This is a genomic window from Acinetobacter sp. 22512 (genome assembly GCF_052044755.1).
In the GTDB taxonomy this organism is placed as follows: domain Bacteria; phylum Pseudomonadota; class Gammaproteobacteria; order Pseudomonadales; family Moraxellaceae; genus Acinetobacter; species Acinetobacter pittii.
In genome coordinates this window covers 149,601-172,290 of sequence record NZ_JBQENP010000003.1, presented here as the reverse complement: position 1 = coordinate 172,290, position 22,690 = coordinate 149,601, and the positions used below count along the sequence as shown (strand labels likewise).

24 protein-coding genes and 1 pseudogene are annotated in these 22,690 nt (G+C 40.0%); 12 read left to right on the top strand and 13 right to left on the bottom strand.

Translation table 11 applies throughout. The annotated features are described in order from the left end of the window. The first annotated feature begins 115 nt into the window (after positions 1–115). The 6 genes from ACTJJG_RS05195 (at position 116) to ACTJJG_RS05170 (ending at position 4,451) form a co-directional block, all read left to right on the top strand. On the top strand, positions 116–697 hold the full coding sequence (locus ACTJJG_RS05195) for an HdeD family acid-resistance protein (protein ID WP_014208303.1): 582 nt from the start codon (positions 116–118) through the stop codon (positions 695–697). A 114-nt stretch (positions 698–811) separates the two neighbouring features. After that, a complete protein-coding gene (locus ACTJJG_RS05190) occupies positions 812–2,791 on the top strand; it encodes an ATP-dependent helicase (protein WP_069120462.1) in 1,980 nt (659 codons plus the stop codon). 73 nt (positions 2,792–2,864) lie between these two features. Further along, on the top strand, positions 2,865–3,104 hold the full coding sequence (locus ACTJJG_RS05185) for an RNA recognition motif domain-containing protein (protein WP_002115113.1): 240 nt from the start codon (positions 2,865–2,867) through the stop codon (positions 3,102–3,104). Positions 3,105–3,113: 9 nt separating this feature from the next. Continuing rightward, entirely contained in the window at positions 3,114–3,476 is a 363-nt protein-coding gene (locus tag ACTJJG_RS05180; protein WP_033849499.1) for an ASCH domain-containing protein, read from the top strand. 80 nt (positions 3,477–3,556) lie between these two features. Further along, entirely contained in the window at positions 3,557–4,060 is a 504-nt protein-coding gene (locus ACTJJG_RS05175) for a DUF6586 family protein (RefSeq protein WP_005066079.1), read from the top strand. A gap of 112 nt (positions 4,061–4,172) precedes the next feature. Then, complete coding sequence (locus ACTJJG_RS05170) at positions 4,173–4,451, top strand: hypothetical protein (RefSeq protein ID WP_002114792.1); 279 nt, start codon at positions 4,173–4,175, stop codon at positions 4,449–4,451. Between the two features lie 35 nt (positions 4,452–4,486). Here the strand turns inward: ACTJJG_RS05170 and ACTJJG_RS05165 are convergent, their stop codons facing one another. From ACTJJG_RS05165 to ACTJJG_RS05150, 4 genes are all read right to left on the bottom strand, one after another. Next, complete coding sequence (locus tag ACTJJG_RS05165; protein ID WP_069120404.1) at positions 4,487–6,196, bottom strand: cation:proton antiporter; 1,710 nt, start codon at positions 6,194–6,196, stop codon at positions 4,487–4,489. A gap of 148 nt (positions 6,197–6,344) precedes the next feature. Continuing rightward, on the bottom strand, positions 6,345–6,500 hold the full coding sequence (gene rpmG / locus ACTJJG_RS05160; protein WP_001205031.1) for a 50S ribosomal protein L33: 156 nt from the start codon (positions 6,498–6,500) through the stop codon (positions 6,345–6,347). Between the two features lie 12 nt (positions 6,501–6,512). Next, a complete protein-coding gene (rpmB, locus tag ACTJJG_RS05155) occupies positions 6,513–6,749 on the bottom strand; it encodes a 50S ribosomal protein L28 (protein ID WP_000048256.1) in 237 nt (78 codons plus the stop codon). Between the two features lie 167 nt (positions 6,750–6,916). Continuing rightward, complete coding sequence (locus tag ACTJJG_RS05150) at positions 6,917–8,365, bottom strand: coniferyl aldehyde dehydrogenase (RefSeq protein ID WP_017385706.1); 1,449 nt, start codon at positions 8,363–8,365, stop codon at positions 6,917–6,919. A gap of 112 nt (positions 8,366–8,477) precedes the next feature. Between ACTJJG_RS05150 and ACTJJG_RS05145 the strand changes: the two genes are divergently transcribed. The 5 genes from ACTJJG_RS05145 to ACTJJG_RS05125 all read left to right on the top strand — a co-directional run bounded on the left by ACTJJG_RS05145 (position 8,478) and on the right by ACTJJG_RS05125 (position 12,314). Next, positions 8,478–9,170, top strand: coding sequence for a TetR/AcrR family transcriptional regulator (locus tag ACTJJG_RS05145; protein ID WP_002114968.1), 693 nt, complete (start codon positions 8,478–8,480; stop codon positions 9,168–9,170). A 74-nt stretch (positions 9,171–9,244) separates the two neighbouring features. Continuing rightward, positions 9,245–10,108 (top strand): formyltetrahydrofolate deformylase, encoded by an 864-nt coding sequence (gene purU / locus ACTJJG_RS05140; protein ID WP_005066088.1) that lies wholly within the window; start codon positions 9,245–9,247, stop codon positions 10,106–10,108. Between the two features lie 382 nt (positions 10,109–10,490). Further along, positions 10,491–11,246, top strand: coding sequence for an energy transducer TonB (locus ACTJJG_RS05135; protein ID WP_016144264.1), 756 nt, complete (start codon positions 10,491–10,493; stop codon positions 11,244–11,246). Between the two features lie 43 nt (positions 11,247–11,289). After that, positions 11,290–11,910 (top strand): MotA/TolQ/ExbB proton channel family protein, encoded by a 621-nt coding sequence (locus tag ACTJJG_RS05130; protein WP_001011664.1) that lies wholly within the window; start codon positions 11,290–11,292, stop codon positions 11,908–11,910. Next, a complete protein-coding gene (locus ACTJJG_RS05125; RefSeq protein WP_000885432.1) occupies positions 11,910–12,314 on the top strand; it encodes an ExbD/TolR family protein in 405 nt (134 codons plus the stop codon). Before ACTJJG_RS05130 ends, ACTJJG_RS05125 begins: the two co-directional genes overlap by 1 nt. Positions 12,315–12,371: 57 nt before the next feature. Here ACTJJG_RS05125 and msrA read toward each other — a convergent pair whose 3' ends face one another. From msrA to lgt, 7 genes and pseudogenes are all read right to left on the bottom strand, one after another. Next, positions 12,372–12,896 (bottom strand): peptide-methionine (S)-S-oxide reductase MsrA, encoded by a 525-nt coding sequence (msrA, locus tag ACTJJG_RS05120; RefSeq protein WP_004794799.1) that lies wholly within the window; start codon positions 12,894–12,896, stop codon positions 12,372–12,374. Positions 12,897–12,996: 100 nt separating this feature from the next. After that, positions 12,997–14,052: a DUF4105 domain-containing protein gene (locus ACTJJG_RS05115; protein WP_032056245.1), complete on the bottom strand. Its 1,056-nt coding sequence runs from the start codon at positions 14,050–14,052 to the stop codon at positions 12,997–12,999. Positions 14,053–14,066: 14 nt separating this feature from the next. Next, the gene (locus ACTJJG_RS05110; RefSeq protein ID WP_032056244.1) at positions 14,067–14,576 is read right to left on the bottom strand and encodes a dihydrofolate reductase; all 510 of its coding nucleotides are present in this window, start codon (positions 14,574–14,576) and stop codon (positions 14,067–14,069) included. A 44-nt stretch (positions 14,577–14,620) separates the two neighbouring features. Beyond that, positions 14,621–15,463: a thymidylate synthase gene (gene thyA / locus ACTJJG_RS05105; RefSeq protein WP_017482022.1), complete on the bottom strand. Its 843-nt coding sequence runs from the start codon at positions 15,461–15,463 to the stop codon at positions 14,621–14,623. Positions 15,464–15,609: 146 nt separating this feature from the next. Further along, positions 15,610–15,997 (bottom strand): annotated as a pseudogene (locus ACTJJG_RS05100) (hypothetical protein); the annotation flags it as partial. Between the two features lie 9 nt (positions 15,998–16,006). After that, positions 16,007–16,366, bottom strand: a complete 360-nt coding sequence (locus tag ACTJJG_RS05095; RefSeq protein ID WP_002115133.1) for a hypothetical protein — start codon at positions 16,364–16,366, stop codon at positions 16,007–16,009. An 80-nt stretch (positions 16,367–16,446) separates the two neighbouring features. Beyond that, positions 16,447–17,265, bottom strand: coding sequence for a prolipoprotein diacylglyceryl transferase (gene lgt, locus ACTJJG_RS05090; protein ID WP_005066098.1), 819 nt, complete (start codon positions 17,263–17,265; stop codon positions 16,447–16,449). Between the two features lie 93 nt (positions 17,266–17,358). Between lgt and ACTJJG_RS05085 the strand changes: the two genes are divergently transcribed. Beyond that, a complete protein-coding gene (locus ACTJJG_RS05085) occupies positions 17,359–18,138 on the top strand; it encodes an NRDE family protein (protein ID WP_002114777.1) in 780 nt (259 codons plus the stop codon). Between the two features lie 47 nt (positions 18,139–18,185). Here the strand turns inward: ACTJJG_RS05085 and ACTJJG_RS05080 are convergent, their stop codons facing one another. Then, positions 18,186–20,519 (bottom strand): PhoX family protein, encoded by a 2,334-nt coding sequence (locus ACTJJG_RS05080; RefSeq protein WP_032056241.1) that lies wholly within the window; start codon positions 20,517–20,519, stop codon positions 18,186–18,188. Between the two features lie 205 nt (positions 20,520–20,724). After that, entirely contained in the window at positions 20,725–22,677 is a 1,953-nt protein-coding gene (locus ACTJJG_RS05075; protein WP_017482025.1) for a PhoX family protein, read from the bottom strand. Positions 22,678–22,690 lie beyond the last annotated feature (13 nt).

Here is a 22,690-nt window from a genome sequence, read left to right as displayed (position 1 = left end):
AATACTGCTTTATCCACATTAATTGATAAGAAACGATGCAGATCTTATACAGACAAAAAATGTGAAGTGGATCACTATTATTAGGTAGATGAAATTCTAATACCTGATAATAAGAGTGGCCATGATGAAAACTGTCGGTAATGATTTGGTGCGTAATCAGTTACATGCTGATCGTAAGTGGTATTTGATATTAGGCTTTGTACTTATTGGCTTCGGTCTGATTTTGTTTAGTTCATTACCATTTGCGACCTTTTCTGTGGTTTTTTTATTTGGAATACTCATGATGGTCGGAGGTGTTTTACATCTTGTCGCGGCCATTAGTGTCTTTAAAGGTGCAAGCCGTTGGTTATGGGCACTTTTTGGTGTGCTTTATCTAATGGCGGGCTATTATGCTTTTTCTACTCCCGTAACGACAGCGGTAGTTTTGACGAGCTTATTATCAATAGCACTGATTATTGCTGGAGCTATACGTACAGTAAACGCGATTTTACTTAAACCAATTACTGGGTGGGGTTGGACCTTATTTTCAGGATTATTAACACTCGCTACAGGTATTTTGATCTTGGTTTCTAAAGATTCACCTTTTTGGGTGTTAGGCATGTTCCTTGCCATAGATATCTTATTCCAAGGAATTAATTTTCTAGGTTTGGCTTCTGCGATTAAGCATCTGCCATCTAGTTCAAAAACAGTATCTTAAATAATATTGTTGAATCAAAGAGCACTTTAGGTGCTCTTTTTGTTTTTAGGACGAACAGACGCATCTGGGGTTGGGTCTGTTAAACTATGTCTTGGTGTTTTAGCGATATGTGTTATGAGTCTTGCAAAATTAATTAATGAACTAAATGCTCAGCAAAAAAAAGCAGCCACGACGTCTGCGCAGAACTGTTTAGTTTTAGCAGGTGCTGGCTGTGGCAAGACTAAGACGATTGTTGCCCGTGCTGCCTATTTAATTGATCAAGGCTTACCAGCAAACCAAATTCAGATTTTAACGTTTACTCGACGTGCTGCGAGTGAAATTGTTGCAAGAGTAGAGCAGCATGTAGGAGCACAGGCAAAGGGTCTAAGAGCTTCAACTTTTCATACTTTTTGTATGTATTTACTGCGCCGTAATCCACAAGCTTTTGGCTTAAATCAATTTAGTATTATTGATCGTGATGATCAGTTGCTGATGTTCCGTTTATTAAGAGGTAAAGACAAAGATAATGTTTTACCTAAAGCGGCAGAGCTGTGTGATCTATATTCCTATGCAAGAAATACTCAAACAAAGCTTTCTGAAGCATTAATCAAACAGCTTCCAGATGCATATGAGCATAAAACTCAAATTGCTGAGTTGATGAAAACTTATGAGCAACGCAAAAGAGAGCGTAATTTTTTAGATTACGACGATATCTTGTCGATTGTGGCTGTTCATTTACAAAACTCAGAAGCGTTAACCAATTGGGTTGCAGGTTTTTGTCAGGCATTGCTCGTTGATGAAATGCAAGATACAAACCCTTTGCAATGGGCTTTGTTGCAGCCCTTAATTGGTAAAGTGAAGTTGTTTTGCGTGGGTGATGACGCTCAGTCCATTTATGGCTTTCGTGGTGCAGACTTTGAAAATATTCATTCTTTTAAAGAACGAATACCTGATGCAGAAGTACTTACACTGGCTTTAAATTATCGCTCGACCCAAGAAATCTTAGATTTATCGAACTGGCTGTTGGCACATAGCCCAATCGATTATCAAAAACAGCTACAAGCGCATCGTGGCCAAGGGCAAAAGCCACAGCTACATTTGTTTGGTAATGAGTTTGAAGAAGCAAACTGGATTGCACAAGATTTAATAACGCGGCATCAGCAAGGTGCAAACTGGCATGACCACATGGTCTTAGTCCGTTCTGGCTATAGTGCCCGATATCTAGAAGGGGCTTTTATTGCGGCTGAAATACCCTATCGTTTTATTGGTGGGGTAAAGCTTCTTGAGTCGGCTCATGTAAAAGATGTACTGAGCCTGTTACGTATTGTGAGTAACCCTCACGATGATTTGGCTTGGATGCGGTTTTTAACCTTGTGGGATGGGATCGGTGATGTTGGAGCGAGTAAGTTAGCCCAAGAGCTGATGGGAATTGTTGATGTCGAGGAGCGCTGTGCGCGACTTGAACGTCATGGCAAGGTACCTCTACAAGCGATTTTAATTTTAAAACAGCTAGATGTATTACAGCAACATGTCGAGGCAAGTATTGGCTTGGCTCTCGATGCTTTAGGTGAACAGCTAGAGCAAAATTATAAAACTAAAGATTGGTCGCGTCGTTTAAAAGACTTTGATTTGGTTAAGCAACTTGCACGAAAGCATGCGTCGTTAGGTGAATTCCTTGAGGAATATGTACTTGAGCCGATTTCAGTTTCTGAAATTGAAAAAGCTGCTGATCAAGATTTAGTAACTTTAATTACGATTCATTCAGCTAAGGGTGCCGAACAGAAAGTTTGTTATGTACCTCACGTATCGCCAAATCAATATCCTTATGCAAGAGCACAGGGTGATTTTGATGATGTTGAGGAAGAGCGCCGTGTGCTGTATGTCGCCTTAACGCGTGCTGAAAATGAATTAATCTTGACGAAGCAAAATCTTAATACGTGGTCGCAAGACACTTATGATGAGCAAGGTCGTAAAATTGAGAGTTATTTCTTAAATGATCTACCTGCACATTTGGTTCAAGCGAAGATTCATAGGCAAGTACCTCAGCAATTTACTAAAAAACAATGGAACAGATCTCCTGCAGTAAATTTAGGTTTTGGTATCGATCTGGACTAAACTACTGTATAAGACGCTGTGATTACTTAAATGTATATTGGCCCTCCCTTTTATTGCCAATTAAGGTTAGAAAATGAAGATATTAGTTCGTAATTTAGATCGTGCTGTAAGTGAAGCTGAAGTTTTAGAGTTATTCAAGGCATATGGTAAAGTTGATACATGTGTTCTGGTGACTGATAAAGATACAGGTAAATCGAAGGGCTTTGGTTTTGTTGAAATGCCTAATCCCCGTGAAGCGATTAAGGCAATTAAAGGCTTAAATACGCTTAAAGTTAAAGGCTATGGAATTCGAGTTAAAGCAGCCGAAGAATAAGTTTTCCTGATGAAAAGACAATTTTTAGCTCTCTCGATTGTAACGCCGAATGGTACTCGTATTGCTGAAGGTATAAAAACACTTGAAGTGCGTTCATGGATACCTACGCAGTTACCAGTGAAAGATCTATTAATTGTCGAAAACCAGAACTTTCTGGTTAAAGATACTGATGAAGAGGAAGGAGTTGCTGTCGCTTTAGTTGATGTCGACTCAGTTCATACTTGGCGAAATGACGAGGTCAATTTAGCCTGTGCATCTGCTTGGAGTGAAGGCTATTTTGCTTGGGTCTTAAGTAATGTTCGTCCTATAAAACAACCAGTGAAAATTTTAGCTAAACGTAAAATTTATCAAGTTGAGCTGGATTTACCATAAATAACGTTGATTTTATCAATGGAGTCGTTAAGCTAAGAATAGCTATTGCAATGGCGATTTTAGAACAGGAAAGTTTAGTTATGTCACGTGTTGCTCGTTATCATGCCGATCGTACCAATCAGAAGCTCTATTTTGCACGTCTAGCGTGTCAACAGGCAGAGCAGACCGATCATGTGCAGCAGGTACAAGCTTACCGTGAAGCAGCTGTATTTCATTTACATGGCGCAATGTTAGCGTTCTTACAAGAATTGGTACGTTATTACCGTTTAAATGATTTGCAACCCACCTTAAAATCTATTGAGGAACATATGGCGGCAAAAGGACAGGTTTCCCCTGAAGTGTCCGTTTTGCAGCAATTGGCAAAAGATGGTTTTGTTGCAGAATTAAAACGAGCTTATCGTATGTGCCAATACGCCCCAGAACCAAAAGAACCGACTCCTGAAGAAGAAACTTCTTCTAACCTTATTATTAAAGTGACACAAGGGCCTCAGTCTTGGTTGCCAGATGTTAAAATCTTGCGTGAATGGCACCGAGAATTAAGTCATTTAATTGATGGTTTTCGTAACGAAATGGTCGAGTTCTAAAATTAAACTGCCTAGATGCTTGAAATTTAGACTAGGTGTGCCTATATAAATAAGACAAGAGATGCAAAGTGCAAGGGTGCTTTGCCACCATGTTGAAACATGGAGGAAGTATATGTCTATACAGCAATTGAAAGAGTTATTTGGAAATCAAGAAGCAGTGTTGGAATTAGTTCAACTCGAAGGTGGTGAACTCGCCTTGCGTAATGCAGGTTCTGAGAATGAACCCTTGGTTAAAATTCAATTTAGCGATGAAGTCAAAGCAATCTTGGGTGAGCAGACTCCAGTTGTTGCTCAGCATATGATTCAGGCTGCATTGTTTGGACTGCTGGAAAAGCAGGTAAACGAGTGGCAGGCTGAGGTATTAGACGAACAGCCTAAATTCTTGAGTTAAAAAAAGCGTACTTTTAAGTACGCTTTTTATATGGGTTAATGAATTGTTGACTGATGGGCAAGCTCGATCTGATTTAATATGTGGTGACTCATATTCTTTGCCATTTCTTCTTTTGCATAGAACACTTCGCCAATATTTTCTTCACGGATAATTGCTGCTTCTTCTTTGCTTTCTGCGCAAATCAATACCTGAATCTGAGGATTTAATTGCTTGGCAATCGCCACAATACGGTGAATATCTAAAATATCCATAGGTGAGATTACCAAGAGTCGTGCATGCATTATATGTGCTTGAATTAAAACACTCGGTTCAGTAGCAACACCACTCACAGCAGCAATATTTGCATTACGCAGTTTTTCTACGATTTCACGATTCTCTTCTGCAATAACGACCTTAATATTCTCATTAATTAGATTTTCAGTGATACGTCTTCCTACACCGCCATATCCCACAATTACGACTTGATCACGTAAATAAGCTTGATCAACTTCATCGGGTAACATTGCCAATGGGTCACCGCTACGTTCAAGCAGTCGGGCTAAGTGAGAACGTTCACGAATCCAGCGTTGTACAGGTTCAATCGCTGAGAAGATGAAAGAGTTAAGCGTAATTGAAAATAAAGCGCCCGCTAGAATTAGATTCTGAGCTTCTAAGCTTAGTAGGCCTAAAGAAACACCCAAGGTCGCTAAAATAAATGAAAACTCACCAATCTGTGCAAGGCTTGCCCCGACTGTTAAAGCTGTATTGATTGGATAGCGGAAGAATAAAACCAATGCCATTGCAGCAAGTGTCTTACCCACCATAATAATCGCGATAACAGCTAAAATATGGAGTGGGCTCTCAACAAGAATGTGGGGATCAAATAGCATGCCCACAGAAACGAAAAATAAAATCGAGAAAATTTCACGTAGTGGGAGAGTCTCTTCCTCAGCACGATGGCTAAAGTCTGATTCTTTAACGACCATACCTGCAAAGAATGCCCCTAAAGCCATTGAAACCCCAAAGATGGCATAAGAACCGTAAGCGATCGAAACAGCAGCAGCGACGACGGTCAGCGTAAATAGCTCTCTTGATCCTAAACGAGCAACAAATTGCATAATAATAGGCACAACGCGTTTGCCTACAATGAGCATAAAGGCAATAAAGCCAATCACCTTTAATAAGGTGATTCCAAGGGTTAACCAGATATTACCGTCTGCACCTGCTGGTGCTTTTCCACCGAGTAAAACAGCTGTAGCCGGAAGAAGTACTAAAACTAGCACCATCACTAAATCTTCGACTAACAGCCAACCCACAGCAATTTTGCCGTTAACTGAGTCTAAAAGACCTCGGTCTCCTAATGCTTTTAATAATACAACTGTACTCGCACACGATAGACTTAAGCCAAAAACGAGTGCAGACCCGAAACTCCATCCCCATAGCATTGAAACGCCAATACCAAGTAAGGTTGCAACAGCGATTTGTAAAATTGCGCCAGGCAAGGCAATACGACGAACCAGTAATAAGTCTTTTAATGAAAAGTGCATCCCTACACCAAACATCAGGAACATGACCCCGAGTTCTGCAAGCTGGTTGGCAAGGTGGATATCTGCTTCTATACCGGGTGTATTTGGGCTAATAATAATTCCGGCAATTAAATAGCCGATAAGAGGGGGGAGTCGTAATCGGGCTGCAATGTAGCCAAAAATGAGGGCAACGCCGAAACCAACAGCAAGTAAAATAATTAAATCTACGTCATGCGGCACTAAAAACTCCTTTTACGTGAGTTAGGCTAAAAACAAGCATAAAAAATGCCAAGGCGGAATGTAGAGAAAGTTTAACAAAAAGGTAGGTATAAAAAAAATGCAAAAAAAAAACGACTTCATAAAGAAGTCGTTTTTTTCGAGGCTAAAATTATTTGATTTTAGCTTCTTTGAAAATCACGTGTTGACGGATTTTTGGATCAAATTTTTTGATTTCCATTTTTTCCGGCATAGTACGTTTGTTTTTAGTCGTGGTATAGAAGTAACCTGTACCAGCTGAAGAAACGAGGCGAATCTTATCACGCATTGCTCAGACTCCTTAGATCTTTTGACCTTGAGCACGAAGGTCTGCAACAACCTTTTCGATACCCAATTTGTCAATAATACGCATACCTTTAGTGGTTAAACGAAGACGTACAAAACGTTTTTCGCTTTCTAACCAGAAACGGTGGTGGTGCAGGTTCGGCTCGAACCGGCGCTTGGTTTTGTTGTTGGCGTGTGAGACGTTGTTACCAACGACTGGACGCTTGCCGGTAACTTGGCAAACCTTAGACATGGTGTAACTCCATTGATTCAGCCAACAGCAAATCTGTGGCCAGTCATACTAAATGTAAACGGATGAATTCATTCAAGGGGCGTTTTATACCAAAAATACGATTAAAAGACAAGCGAAATTGGTAAAAACGAGGCATGATTTAGTATAACAGATCATGCCTTGATCAGTTAGCGCAACAAGGTTTTCGAAATGAAACGATGAATAGGCTTATTGAACGGTGGAAGAATGTATTTAAGGCTATAAAGTTTTGGATTTGACATCATCGAACGCTCATGAGAAAGGCTAAAAAAGCCCTCTGGTCCGTGATATTTACCCATACCTGATGCGCCAATTCCGCCAAACGGTAAATCATCTTGTGCAACATGGGTAATCACCATGTTAATTCCGAAATGCCCTGAATGGGTGTGCTGTGCAATATAGTCAGCACGCGCTTGATCATAGTCAAAATAATACATCGCTAAAGGACGTGGACGACTATTAATGAATTCGATGACTTCTTCTATTTGGTCATATTCTAAAATCGGTAGAATAGGCCCGAAGATTTCATTTTGCATAATATCCATTGCGGTCGTCACGCCAGTGACTAAAGTCGGTGCAATTTTGCGGACATCATCTAAAATTTCATTTTGCGGATTAATTTCAACAATACGTGCGCCTTGATCACGGGCATTTTCGAGATAACCCTGAATGCGGTTGTACTGTTTATCATTAATAATAGAAGTGTAGTCTTGGTTGTTTCTGAAATGAGGATACATTCCTGCCACAATCAATTTAAAGTTTTCGATGAACTCGGCAGTTTTGCCTCGTGGTAAGAAAATATGATCTGGTGCAACACAAGTTTGTCCTGCATTCCACAATTTACCTACAGCAATACGTTGGGCAACATCTTTCATATCCATAGATGCATGCACAAGGGCAGGAGACTTTCCGCCTAACTCGAGAATTACTGGAACTAGGTTTTGAGCTGCGGCTGCCATCACTGTTTTACCAACAGAAGTTGAGCCTGTGAAAATCATTTTGTCAAAAGGCAAATGACTAAACGCATCTGAAATAACGCCACCACCATTTACCACAGCAACTAATTCTTGTGGGAATGCTTCTGCCAATGCACTTTCAAGGACTCGGCCAAAGTTTGGTGAGGCACTAGAAATTTTGATCATGGCATGGTTGCCCGCAGCTAGTGCACAGATCAGAGGTCCAACCGAAAGTAATAATGGGTAATTCCATGGTGTAATAATACCAATCACACCCATAGGTTGATATTGTACCCAACCTTTTGCTGGCTGATGTAATACACTGATATGGCGCTTTGATGGTTTCATCCATGCAGTCAGATGTTTACTGTAATATTTGATTTGTTCCAAACTCGTGAGTAGTTCGCCAATTTTTGTTTCCATAACTGCACGATTGCCATAATCAAGGTTAATTGCTTCGGCAATCTGATCTTGATATTTTACCAAGACTCTTTTAAGACGAGCTAAACGATCAATACGCTCTTTAGCAGTGGGTACCGGATGACGTAAATAAGCGAGCTTTTGTTGTTCAAGCAAATCATGTAAATGCTTAACATCATAAGGAAGCTGAGTCTCTGGATTTGTTTTTGTTTGACTGTTCATCGGTACTTACCAAATATACTGATATACTTATTTTTTAGAGTAAATACTCTAAATAGTCAAGTCGGTTTATGTGTTTAAGTCTTAACCATGTGAATTATTAAAGGTTATTAAAATGTCTCTACCTAAAGCTCTGAAGACAAAAGACCGGATTTTACAAATCAGTTTGCAGCTTTTTAACGAGCGAGGTGAACGGTCGGTTACAACCAATCATATTGCGGCGGAGTTAGGTATTAGTCCTGGAAACTTGTATTACCATTTCCGGAATAAGCATGAAATTATTAAAGAATTAATGTACCAATATCAGGTTGAGACTTTGGAAATGCTTTCGTTACCTGAAGACAGACCATTAACGACCAATGATAAAATCAACTATTTTCAGGTATTAAGTGGTCAACTTTGGAGTTACCGTTTTATCCATCGTGATGTCTATCATTTAGTTGAAAGTAACGAAGACTTTAAAAAGATTTATCCTCGTTTTGCGGGACAGGTCATGCAACAGGGGCAAAAGATTTATCAAGCCTTTGTCGATGCCGGCCTTATGAAAATGACACCATCTGAAATTGAAGCGCTCATTATTAACTTATGGATTGTATTAACAAACTGGACAAACTTTTTATATATGTCTGGTCACATTAGTGACAATAACCACTTAGAAGAAAAATGGGTTTGGCAGGCATTACGTCAAATGGTTTTCCTTGAAGGTCCTTATCTTATGGGGGAAAGCCGAGCAACTTACGAGCAGTTGCTTGATTCACTGGGGCCTTCTGATCTATTCGCCAGCTTGTCATCGTTAAAAGATGAATAGTTGTACTTGCCTATTTAGAGCGCTAGAATACTCGGCTTATTAAAAATTTGACTCAATTAAGTGATATTAACCAAATGAATATGACCACTGCCAATACAGCCCGTTTACTGATTACTTGTGAAGACAAGCCTGGGATCGTACAGGCCGTATCGAGCTTTTTGTACCACCAAGGTGCAAACATTACCGCGCTTGATCAGTATGCGACGGAAGCTCAGGGTGGACGTTATTTCATGCGTGTTGAGTTTGAACTTGACCATTTACAGTCACGTAAAGATGCATTAATTCAAACATTTGCTGCCAACGTTGCTGAGCGTTATGGCATGCAATGGCGTCTTGCTTTCGTAAACGAAATTAAAAAGGTTGGTATTTTAGTTTCTAAAGTCGACCATGCTTTACTTGAGTTATTGTGGCGTCATGCACGTGGGTCGTTACCTTGTGAAATTACACACGTGATTTCTAACCACGAAGATTTACGTGAATCCGTTGAGAACTTCGGTATTCCATTTACTGTAATTAAAGTAACTAAAGACAATAAAGCTGAAGCTTATGCACAAATTGATGAAATGATGCAGGGCAATGATTTATTGGTTCTTGCACGTTACATGCAGATTTTAAGCGAAGATTTTGTTGCGAAATGGGAAATGAAAATCATCAATATCCACCATTCTTTCTTGCCAGCTTTCGTGGGTGCTAATCCATACAAGCAAGCTTATGAAAAAGGTGTGAAGTTGATTGGTGCGACAGCTCACTATGTGACGGCTGATCTAGACCAAGGCCCAATTATTGAGCAAGATGTTGAGCGTGTAAGCCATGACTATAATGTTGAGCAATTACGTGAGCTAGGTGAAGATGTTGAGCGTAATGTATTGGCTCGAGCAGTAAAATGGCATTTAGAAGACCGTATTATTGTTGATGGTAACAAGACGGTTGTTTTTTAAATAACGCTTATTTTAAAAAAGCACGCTTCATGCGTGTTTTTTTTATATTAAAAAAAAATATTGAAATGATATAACATAACAAAATTGAATGAATTTATGGTAGGATTCGATCTCTTCATAGTGAAATTAGCCTAGCTATATAAGTTAGATTAAACATTTTGTGAACAAGAGATATGCATTCATGTAACTATGAGAAAACAAAAGCAAAGACACTCAACTGATACAAATTAGTGATATTGAGCAAATGTTTTTCTCAAAAAATAGTTGCAAATGAAAACACTTCTCATTTATTATTGTGGCACTTTATTGTTCTATCCGATGTTTGAAATCGTTTCTACAAATAGAAAGCTGAAATCATCATCCATTAGGTAATTAGATTCTTATGAGTCAATCTTCCGCAGCCTTAAACTCTCCCAATCCGATGAAAAAGAAAGTCATCACGGCACTAATTGCGGTTGCAATTGGTCATATCGGGGTCTTATGGGCGGTCAGCCATATTAAGCCTGCTGAATTAAAGCCAATCGAGAAGAAGCCTTTACAGGTACGTTTCGTAAAAATTCAAGAGCAACCAAAACCACTGCCTCCTAAACCGAAGGAACCACCTAAAAAGCCGGAACCTAAGAAAGAGGTAAAAGAAGTTAAAGTTGTTGAAAAGCCTGTGACACCACCTAAAAAAGTGGAAAAAATTCAACAGGTGAAAAAGGCTGAAACACCAAAAGAAACAGTAAAGACAGAACCTAAAGTTGAAACCAAAGTGGTGACAACGACGACAACAGTTACTGAGAAAGTTGTTGAAAAACCAAAACCAGTGGTACAAGAAGCGCCTAAAGCTCAACCTGCCCCAGATCCATCACCGAAACGCGTTTCAATTGGTGGTTCGGGTGTACAGTGGAGCCGCTCACCACGTTTAACAGTTTCTTCAAAAGATTTACAAGGCGAAGCACGCTCTGTCATGGTACTCATTGAAGCCGATGAAAAAGGCAAAATTATTAATGTGCGAGTGACTAGAAGTAGTGGTATTTCAAGTCTAGATGACAAAGTAGTCCGTGCTGTTCGCGGTGCGAAATTTAAACCTTATATGGAAAATGGTGTTGCTTATCCAATTAAAGCAGAGCAACCCTTTGATTTAACCCCTTAAATGAATTTGAGTCCCAACGGCTAACCTTAATCAGGAGTTCAATATGAACTTTTCAATCTATTGGCAACATGCAGATGCAGTGAGTAAAACCCTGTATTTCATCTTATTGGCAATGTCGATTGCTACCTGGACAGTTTTCATCTTACGTTTGATGGGGACTCGCCAGCTAAAGCAACAAGCTTATGCTCAACTTTCTCAGGCTATCACTTCGCTAAAAGCAAAGTTACAACCTTTGAGTTTTGAACAGCGTAAAGCGGTTGCAGAGCAGGCATTACTTCGTCAGATTTCTGCTGAAAAGGCCAATGCTGATAAAGGTATTTCTGTTTTAGGAACGATTGCTTCAATTGCACCATTCGTAGGTTTGTTTGGTACTGTTTGGGGTATTTTCCATGCGCTGGTTGCCGTAGGTAAAAGCGGACAAGCAGGTTTGGCTCAAGTGGCTACACCAGTAGGTGAAGCACTGATTATGACAGGTCTTGGTCTTGCAGTTGCGATTCCAGCGGTATTGGCTTATAACATTTGTGTACGTGCAAACCGTGGTCTTGCTCACGACTTACAAGACCAAGCGCACAGCTTGTTAATTGACACGATGTTGCAGCAAGACTCAACTGTAAAGTCTGATGTTAAAACTGCACAGCAAAGTTACGTTGGAGGTCAAGCTTAATGGCTTTTCAATTGGGTGAAGACCACGATAGTGGCATGAATGAGATGAATCTCATTCCGCTAATCGACATTATGTTGGTGTTAATGATCATCTTTTTGGTCACAGCAACAGTTGCCAACCCATCGATTCCATTAACGCTTCCTAAAACAACTGCTGAAATTATTGATCCACCACCAAAAGCAATTACGATTAGTATCAATGCAAATGGTGAAGTGGCTTGGGATACTCAAGTAATTAGCCTAGATGAGCTTCAAAAACGTTTTCAAGAAGCAGGTCAAGGCGATGTTAAACCAACAGTTCAACTTCGTGCTGATAAAGAGTCGAAGTACGATACTGTTGCTCAGGTAATGTCTCGCGCCAGTGAAGCCGGACTGAGCGATATTGCCTTTGTAAGTGAAAACTAAAATTTAGTTTACTCAATAAGAAAGCAACCAAACTGGTTGCTTTTTTATTGCTCTGATTTACTGATCTTTCATCAGATGCTGGAATTTACTATATAGCTTGAGCAGTTTTGGTGGAATCGCAAAGTTGCAATAACCTTGTGAAGGATTCTTTGCATAGTAATTCTGATGATATTCTTCTGCTGGATAGAATGTCGGAACAGGGGACAGCTCAGTCACAATATCAAGATCGTCATTTTTTAGAGTCTGAATCGTGTGTTCCGCTGCCTGCTTTTGCTCTTCATTATAATAGTAAATAACAGAGCGGTATTGTGTGCCGATATCATTACCTTGACGGTTTAAAGTCGTTGGATCATGAGTCGCAAAGAACACGTCGAGTAACTGGGAGTAAGTTACTTGCTCTTCATCAAAGTCGACTAAGATCACCTCAGCGTGCTGGGTGTCTCCTTGACATACTTGCTCGTAAGTAGGGTTAGTCGTGTGCCCACCTGCATAACCACTCGTTACTTTTTCTACACCGCGTATTTGTAAAAATACAGCTTCGACGCACCAAAAACAGCCGCCGCCAAATAATGCCTGTTGCATTGTTTTTCCCTCTATTTCCTGCCTATTACAATAGGGTTTATGTATTTAAAATACAAAGTAAAGCATGTATAAAAAAGTAAAGAAAAGTGCATTACTTATTTCATTTAGCTTTAGGTAAACCTTGTCGAACGATTTGAGAGAAGTGTTCACTACTCTGATCTGAGAGCTGTTCAAAATTTTCAGTTCTTGGGTTGATATGCGCAATTTGATACCACTGTTTTAAACTGATATTCTGATTAAGTGCTTTAAGGTCATATAAATAATTAGGTAAGTAACCCGAAGCGATTAGACGATAATCTTTAGGAAGTTCATAGGGGTTAATTGCTTGAACCATATCAAAAATTAAAGTTGTACAGTTACTCGTAAGTGTGTTGTACCACTCAGGCTTTTTGCGTAGCTCATCCGATTTCTTAAGATATTCTAAAAATAGCGCTTTTTGCTCGCTACGCGGCATATTGACTGGGAAATTATAAACCTGCTCTTTACGGATGTTGCTACGCGTATAGACAATATCTTTCTCATCAGAAGCAATTAAGCTCAGTTCATATTTTCTAAAAAAACCGCCAATTGCCGAAAACTCTTCAGTTTTTTCTTTACGAATCTCGATTGAGAAGACTAGTGGTTGTTGGTGTGCAAACTCAAAACTTACAAGTGTATGAGCAATTTGTGGTCCCATCCAGTAAGAAGTAATGATATTTACTCCATTTAACTGGTTGAGGTCAAAAGTGCGGGTTTCCCATCGCACATCATAGGTTCCGTCAGGATGCCAGTTGAAGTTACGAACATTGTGCAAAGTGATCACATCGCCGTGCTTTTCGTAACTCAGTATATTGGCAACTTCAGGGTTCCAGTCTCGATCTTGACGTGCAGTAATCGAAAAATACCAAACAAGAGAGCAGGCAAACGCTAAAAGATAAATCAGGATATCGGTACGGCGGCTAATAATATGACCTTCAACATATAAGCCAGCCATGCTGAGTGCAAAAGCAATCCAGATGCCAATGAGTATGCGGCTGCCTAACCAGCCAAAAGGTTGTTGGACCCAAAGCGCTACGCATACCCAAATGCTAGAGAACACAATAAACAGCGTGAATAAACTATGTAATAGCCCAAAAAGTAGAGCAATAATAAATTCACGTGTTCCGATATTGTGCATAGGCATCCATAAAATTATTTTTTATAAGTAGCAAACTCGAATGAAGTTCCTGATTTTTCATCAACATGCTGTTCACTTGCGGTTTTATGAAACTCACTCGGTATTGTTGGATAATGTGCATCACCTTGTACATCTAAGTCAACATGAGTGAGCTCAAGACGGTCTGCAATCGACAAGGTTTGCTTAAAGATTTCACCACCACCAATAATGAACAAAGCTTGTTTTTCGGTATTCTTTACATCTTCTAAAGCTGCATTTAAGGCATCTTCAATTGAATACGCAACTTTAACACCGTCAAACTGCCAGTTAATGTCACGGGTAATCACCCAATTCACACGGTTTGGTAGAGCACGGCCCATAGACTCAAGGGTTTTACGGCCCATCACGACCACGCCACCTTGTGTGATTTCTTTAAAATGTTTTAAGTCGGCAGAAATATGCCATGGCAACGCATTGCCTTTACCAATACAGTGGTTTTTGTCCATTGCCACAACTTGGACAACTTCTACATTTTGCCATGCCATAATCTTATTCTCTAAACCGTAATCTAATGAAATTTAAGCCTTTGTTATACTGCAACTGGTGCTTTAATTGCCGGATGTGACTCGTAACCTACAATCTCGATATCTTCAAATTTGAAATCAAATAAGTCAGTTATTTCTGGATTTAGTTTCAATTGGCATAACGGTAAAGGCTCACGTGTCAATTGAAGTTTAGCTTGTTCAAAATGGTTGGCATAAAGATGTGTATCACCACCAGTCCAGACAAAATCACCTACACCTAAACCGCACACTTGAGCAATCATATGGGTGAGTAGAGCATAACTCGCAATATTAAAAGGCACGCCTAAGAACACGTCAGCACTACGTTGATAAAGCTGGCATGACAACTTGTTGTCTTGTACGAAAAACTGGAAGAGCGTATGGCAAGGCGGTAAGGCAACTTGTCCAGCTTCATTTGGGTTCCAGCCAGAAACAATTAAACGGCGTGAATTTGGATTGGTTTTAATTTCATTAATTAACCATTTAATCTGGTCAAAACCATCTTGGTTATAAGAGCCGTCTGCATTTTTAGTTGCGCCGAAATTACGCCATTGATGACCATAGACTGGTCCAAGTTCATGCTCTGGACGGCCAAAGCGAGCAGTTTGTTCTGCTGTTGCCCATTCGTCCCAAATTGAAACTTTATTGTCTTTTAGGTATTGGACGTTAGTGTCGCCTTTTAAAAACCAAAGCAACTCAATCACAATCGAGCGGAAGTGAACTTTTTTGGTAGTGAGTAAAGGAAAACCTTTAGAGAGATCAAAACGCATTTGATGACCAAATACAGAACGGGTTCCTGTGCCTGTACGGTCGCCTTTGTCACCGCCATTATCAAGGATATGTTGTAGTAGGTCTAAATATGCACGCATAACACTCTCGAGTTCGGATTAATTCCATAATATAGAAAGGGGGAGATAGCTCAGAAGATAAATAATTACTCAATAGAGCTGCTTCATCATGAACCACTGAAGATGATACCTGTTGTAGCTCAAGATGAAAATCTAAAATTAGTTCTAAGATATTTTTGCTGAATGTGTTTAGTTAAATCTTTTAGCACGATTTTGATAAATCGAAACAAGAAAAAAGCCAACCAGTACAAAGCCTAAAGCTTGTATGAGATGAATCCATTTATGCTGAAAAGGGAGCAAATACATCAAAATAATAATGATCAAAATAGGATAGATTTTGATTAAAACTCCCAAGCTTGATTTGCCTGATGTGTTGTTTGAAAGTTTGGTATTCAAGTAATGCTCAATATGTAAACCAAATCCGAAAATAAGGCTGAGTATTGTATAAATAGGAGGTAAGGGCTGAACTTGATTAGCAGCATAAACTGCAACACAAACAACGATAATGAAGATAAGTTTGATGTGACGTGGTGCGTTGTACCAATAAGCCAACATATATTGAGCCTATTTATTAAAAAGTGATTGAGGTGAAAAAATAAAAGCAGCAAGTGCCATAAAAGCGATTCCTTGCACACCCCAGATCAGCAAGTTCGGCATTGTTTTAACAAAAATAAGTGCAAATAAAAGAGCGATAGGTATCCACGTCAGCAGGCGATAAAGTAGGCCAGTTGGATTTTTTTGAGCAAAATGCAATTTAAAATAGCGACAGATTAAAAAAATAACCCCAGTTCCTGTAAACATTAGAATGGTATCTAAAGGCAGTGGTTGGTACTGATATAACCCAATACAGATCAACAGTGTAATAATTAAAATTACTAATTTTTTAAATGTCGGGACTTGAGTGTTAAACCAGAATTCCAGCATGTCGTATCTTCATTTTTAGGAGAGTAAAAACTGTAGCATAAAAAAGAAAAGAGGAGCCGAAACTCCTCTGATTTATCATATTAACTGTTCTTTTGTGGGCCCCAGTCATAAATTTTCTTTTGGTAGGCATACCACATCATCCAAAGGCCAATTAATAGCATTGGAACGGTGAGGATCTGACCTTTAGTCATCCAGCCAAATAAAATGAAACCTTGGTCGGCATCTGGTTGACGGAAAAATTCCATTACGAAGCGTGCAACACCGTAGCCCATTAAAAATAGGGCAGAAACCGCCATGCGTGGACGTGGTTTTGAACTAAACCACCACAAGACAATAAATAGGATTAAGCCTTCACAAATTGCTTGATAAATTTGTGATGGATGGCGTACCAGTTGTAATGGATCAGTTGGGAAGATCATACCAAATGGATAATTTGGGTCGGTTACCGCACGACCGTATAGCTCTCCACCAATAAAGTTACCAAAGCGCCCAAACATTAAGCCAGTCGGTACACATGGGGCAATAAAGTCGAGGGTTTGGAACCATGTTTTTTGATATTTTTTACACCAAAATAACATCGCAATCATGACGCCTAAGAAGCCGCCATGGAAACTCATACCGCCTGTCCAGACTTGGAATAGCCAAATCGGATTTTCAAGGAATTTATCAAACTCATAGAAAAGGACGTAGCCGACACGACCGCCCAGAACGACACCTAAAGCACCGTAAAACACCAGATCGGAAACCATTTCTGATGTCCAGCCATCACGCTGTTTGGCACGGTAGGAAGCAAGCCCCCAAGCACATAAAAATGCCAATAAATACATGAGTCCATACCAATGGACTTGAAGAGGTCCTAGATGTATTGCGACCGGATCGATATTAGGATAGGTCAGCATTGCTGCTCCTTGATCTTACGTTTTGACAGATTGTAGCGGAATGATGTGAAAAATGTTGTACATTCAATGTGTAAAGATAGGGAATAAGAAAAGATGTGTATTGTGGCTTTAGCATGGCATGTTCTGGATGATATGCCCTTATGTCTTATGTCAAATCGGGATGAGTTCTATCATCGACCAACAGCATTGTTACATCAGTGGCAACATACACCGATTATTGCTGGGCAAGATTTACAGTCGGGTGGTACTTGGATGGGCGTTACACCTCAAGGCCGATGGGCTGTCTTGACCAATTTTCGTGATGGACGAGATCAGAAATCATATGAAACCTCTCGGGGGCATTTAGTTCAGGCTTTTTTAGAGTCAGATTTATTGCCGATTCGATTTGCTCAACAATTAGAACAGCAGCAACAGAACTTCGCTGGCTTTAACCTGTTTATGGGAAATGCTGATCAAGCGGTTTATATGAGTAACCGTGGTGAAGCCCCGCAAGTATTAGCCAATGGTGTTTATGTGGTTTCAAATGGTTTGATGTCTGAACATTGGGAAAAAACCAGACATTTAAGAACACGTTTTACGCAAGAGTTTTTGCCTATGCTTCAGCACCAGACGGAAGAGTTAACTTTGCAACATGCTGCATGGGATATTCTTGAAGATGAACGTAAGGTCACAACGGCATTATTACCCAATACGGGCATTCAGCCAGAAATGGAAGAGTTATTATCATCGACTTTTATTCAAAGCCCTGTGTATGGCACACGTTGTTCAAATTTTTTAAGAATGACCAATAACGAATGGCTTTGGTTGGAAAAGACCCAACAAGGCGAGCATAGTGGGCAAATTGTTCAGCAACAGGTTCTCTTAAATCGATGATAATAAAAATGCCGATCAATTGACCGGCATTTTTAATCATCTAAGAATTAACCCACGATCACACCGCCATCTTTACGGGTAATCACAACAGTTGCTGAGCGTGGACGCGCAGTTTTGTTGCTTGGATCTTTCTGGGTTGCTGGCCAGTTACTTTCTGGTGTCGAGTAACTTGCAGAATCTTCGCCAGGGTGTTGAACATTAATGAAAATTGCTTTGTAGTCAGGTGTCATCGCAATACCTGTAATCTCACATTGCTTAGGTCCCACCAAGAAACGGCGCAAAGTTGAGTCTGTAACTTTAGCACCGACTAAAGTTTGCTGACCATTTGAGGTAGTTGCAGGAGCACCATCTCCAATCTGGCCTGGTAGCGCAGCAAGCATCATACAGTTAGTGACATCAGTATATGCGCCATCATCTGTTTGAATCCAAAGTACGCCACGTGGGTCGAACCACATACCATCTGGAGATGACAAATCATTGTTGTCTGTTAAACCAGATAGGTTGATGTTTGAAGCCATAGATGCTTCTGCACCAAATAGGTAAATATCCCATTTGAAGGTTTCAGCAGTCGTTTTGTCATCAGTTTCTTTAAAACGGATAATATGACCGTTAACGTTACCCTTTTGCTCTTTAGTGCCGTTGTAGAGGTCTGTGTAGTTACGTGGGTTTGCAGCATCGGTCGCGTAATCTTTACCACGATTTGAGTTATTGGTTAGGGTGACATAGACCTCGCCGTTTACTGGGTTGACCGTACACCATTCTGGGCGGTCCATTTTTGTAGCACCGACTGCATCGGCGGCTAAACGTGCAAATGTGACAACGTCAGCTTGAGATTTAAATGGGTAGGTCGTGTTGCTTTCATTTAAGCCATTTTTGCCATAAGCAAGTTCAATCCATTGACCTGAACCATCGTTATTAAACTTGGCAACATACAATTTACCTGCGTTCATGTATTTGTCGCCAACTGCATAACCGCCATTTATATCTTTAGCATCCCACACTGCGGTAGAGACGAATTTATAGATGTACTCACCGCGAGAATCATCGCCCATATAAAATGCTAATGGTTGACCTACAACGGCACGGCAAGCACTGTCTTCATGTGCAAAACGACCAAGTGAAGTACGTTTAACTGGGTTTTGACGTCTATCAAATGGATCAATCTCGACCATCCATCCGAATGTATTTGGACCGTTGCGGTAGTCTTGGGTAGCTTGTGCAGCTTTTACGTCGGCATTCCAGCGGTCATATAAGTCTTGTGACTCTACTTGACCAATCGCAGTTTCCCAACCGTAACGAGAACTTGCACCTAAATAAATTTGTCGTCCTTGTTCATCAACGTTAGGGATTAACTCACCATTTTTATCTTTTTCATAAATGATTTTGCCCTCGGTATCTTTTTTAGGGGCACCTTTCTCATCTTTCTCATAACGATAGAGCTCATCTTTTTTAACACCTAACCCATAACGCTTTAATGCAATTTTTTCTGCATCTGTACGTGCATATTCATCGCTACCTGAACGTTGGAAATAACCAATAAAGTTTTCTTCCGTGGTTAAGTATGTGCCCCAAGGTGTATAACCATTACCGCAGTTATTATGGGTACCGCGAGTTTTACGTGCATTAGGGGAGAAGCGAGTTGCGAGTAAGCCAGAACCAGCTGCTGCACCTTCAAAATCCATCTCTGTTGATGCTGTAATACGACGGTTAAAAGCAGAACTTTTATCAATTGTTACTTGTTGAGTTGTTGGGTCTTTTTTAATGTGAACAATAGAAACGCCATGCGCATTGGTTTCACGAATGACTTCATCTTCAGGACGACGTCCATCAACTCTTGTTGGACCTTTTGGGTGAAGGAAGGTCTGGTTGATATATTCGTGATTCATGACTAACAAACCTTCAGCTGAAACACTTTCGTCAAAGCGGTTTGTTGAAGTATTTAAGCCAAAATAATGCATACCATCATGGCAGTCGCCAGAGCGAAACTGGAAGCTTGGACCAGATGGAATATTATTGTCGTCCCAATCTCCAACTTTTGGATTGATTGAGTCACCTAAAGCATAGATAACATTCGCTTCATAACCTTCAGGTACAGTCACAATATCATTATGGTTTTTCGCAACTGCGGTAAAAGTTAATTTTTCTGGTTTTTTATTTGGGTCTACAGGTGTGGTTCCACCGTTGTTAGAACCTGAATCATCATCGCTATCATTACAGCCTGTTAATGTAGAGGCTAAAGTTAACGCTACAGCACCACTTGCTGCTTTAGTAATTAAACTACGGCGACTGATGTGTTGTTCTAAAATGTCACGAAAGTGGATGTTGTCAGAAGTATTATTGTCCAGTTCTTGGTCTTCATGATATGGCGACAGCTCTGTCATGGGGAATTCCTAAGTAAATAAAGAGATTGTTCTAAAATTCTTCATGAGCTTAGTTTGTGAATGTGACGAGGTGTTGACGTTTTGATGATAAGTTAATGAAAAGTTCTGTAATTTTTCATTTAATTTTCATAAAAAGTAAAAGTTGAATGTAAAAATATTAAAGCTGACCTTAGCCAGCTTTAATATTTAAAGAGGTTATGAAAAATTATTTAGTTGTGACTGAAGGGGCAATTGGGTCTGCTGTAATATAGCCGACGTTAGCACTATAACCATTGTTGTAATTTTGGTTAATTAATGCCTTAACATCCTCAGGTACACTACTACTGTCGCCTGGATGTTGGAAGTTGCTCATGATGTAAGTCCAACCGTTGATTGAATCTACAGCATGTAAACCTGTTGACTCTGCACCTGCAGGTGTAGAAAGCAGTCGTGTTAACTCTTTGGTATCTACATTGTATGCCCACAAGAAGTTGTTCACGTGGTTACCTGAGTCTTCACCAATGAATAATGTGCGTAAAGTTTCGGAGAACTTCAGATTGTCTGGGCTAGCAATTTTGTCTGGATTCGCTGTATTACCTAAACTATCTTTCGCAGCAAGATCTTCACCCATGAGTAGCATATATGAGTAAAGAGGAACCCACTCGCTATTGATTGCGCTACCTTCGTTGTCTGTAAAGCTATTACCTAACTTGTGTGCAAGCACGCCACCAGCAGTAATCTTTTTAGAGAACGCTACATTATGTTCCGCAACATAACCTTTACCGCCAATGACCATTGAATCTTGAATATTAGCTAAAGCAGAGTAAGCAACTTTATCTTTAATATTTACGTTAGTACCTTCCATCTTGGTGAACGCCATACTTGCACCTTTTAGTGCTGCATAACGATGTGTTTCCAAGAAAGCTGCTGCTTTTTCCATGCCTGGTTTAAGTTTGACCCAGAGCTGTTTCTTTGCCAAAGTGATTTCAGTATAGCTCGCATCATTTGGATTGGTTGTTAAACTTTCCATGATGTCAGTTGACTTAATCCCACCAGCAACTAAATCCTCAATTTCTTTACTTGTCGCATGGCCAAGTTTGATCCATTGAATGCTAGCAGTTGAGGTTTCAGTTAGAGTATTGATGTATTTAGCAACATATAGTGTCCCTGCTGATAAATCTTTTTCTTTATCTGCAACGAACATGAAGAAGCCACCGTTGGTGTAGTCATCTCCCATAAGTGCTGTACGGTTGTCTGGCATAACATGGATAAGTTCGTGAGAAATACGCCCTAAACAATAGTGCTTTTTAATGCTACCTGTACCATCAAGGTTAACCGTTACTTCTGGCAAATGACCGTAGTTATATGGATTTGCTTTAGTTTCGTCACCAAAGAAGTATTTACCAAGATATTTTGGATCTGTACCGCCAATGCCTTGATTGAATGCATCTGGCTCGTATTCTTCACTTGATAAGTGAGTGTTCCAAGGCGATAAACTTGCACCACAAGTGATCCATAAGCCATGAACAGGAGCAGTATCAACATTGAAGTATTTTTTAAGTTCTAAGTGACCTGTTTTTTGGTCTTGATCTAAAGTTAAAATGGCAATTGGTGAAGGTAATTGACCGTAAGTATCACCACCTGCTTGGTCTTTAGAGTTGTATTCAAATTGAACGACATGGAACACTGGGTTTGCTACGCCTTCAACTTTCGCACCTTCTAATTGAATTAGAGATGAACCATCTGGACAGTCTGAAAAGAATTGACGTTCTTTACCAGCAACTGACTTATCCATAATAGGATTGCCATTAACATCAAAATAACCACCCGCAATAATCGTCCCACCACCAAGTTTTGGTACGCTATCACCAGTTTTAAAGAAAGGTTTATAAGCGAGTTGGTATTCAGTACTGGTTGAATTTTCCCAATCAATTTTTAATTTAGAATTCACTACAGTTGTTGCACGGTCTGCCGCAGTTGTTGGCGCTGGCATTGCTGTGAATTTTGCATTTTTAAATTTGCTTGGTTGTGGTGTGGGAGTGACTACTGAGCTGTCATCACTATCATTACAACCTGCTAATGTTGCTGCCGTAGCCATCGCTCCTAATGGTAGAAAAGGAATCCCCGAAAACCATTTTAAAATTTCGCGACGCGTTGGTTGAGTAGAAGCAGTTGTCATAAGAAATCCGTAA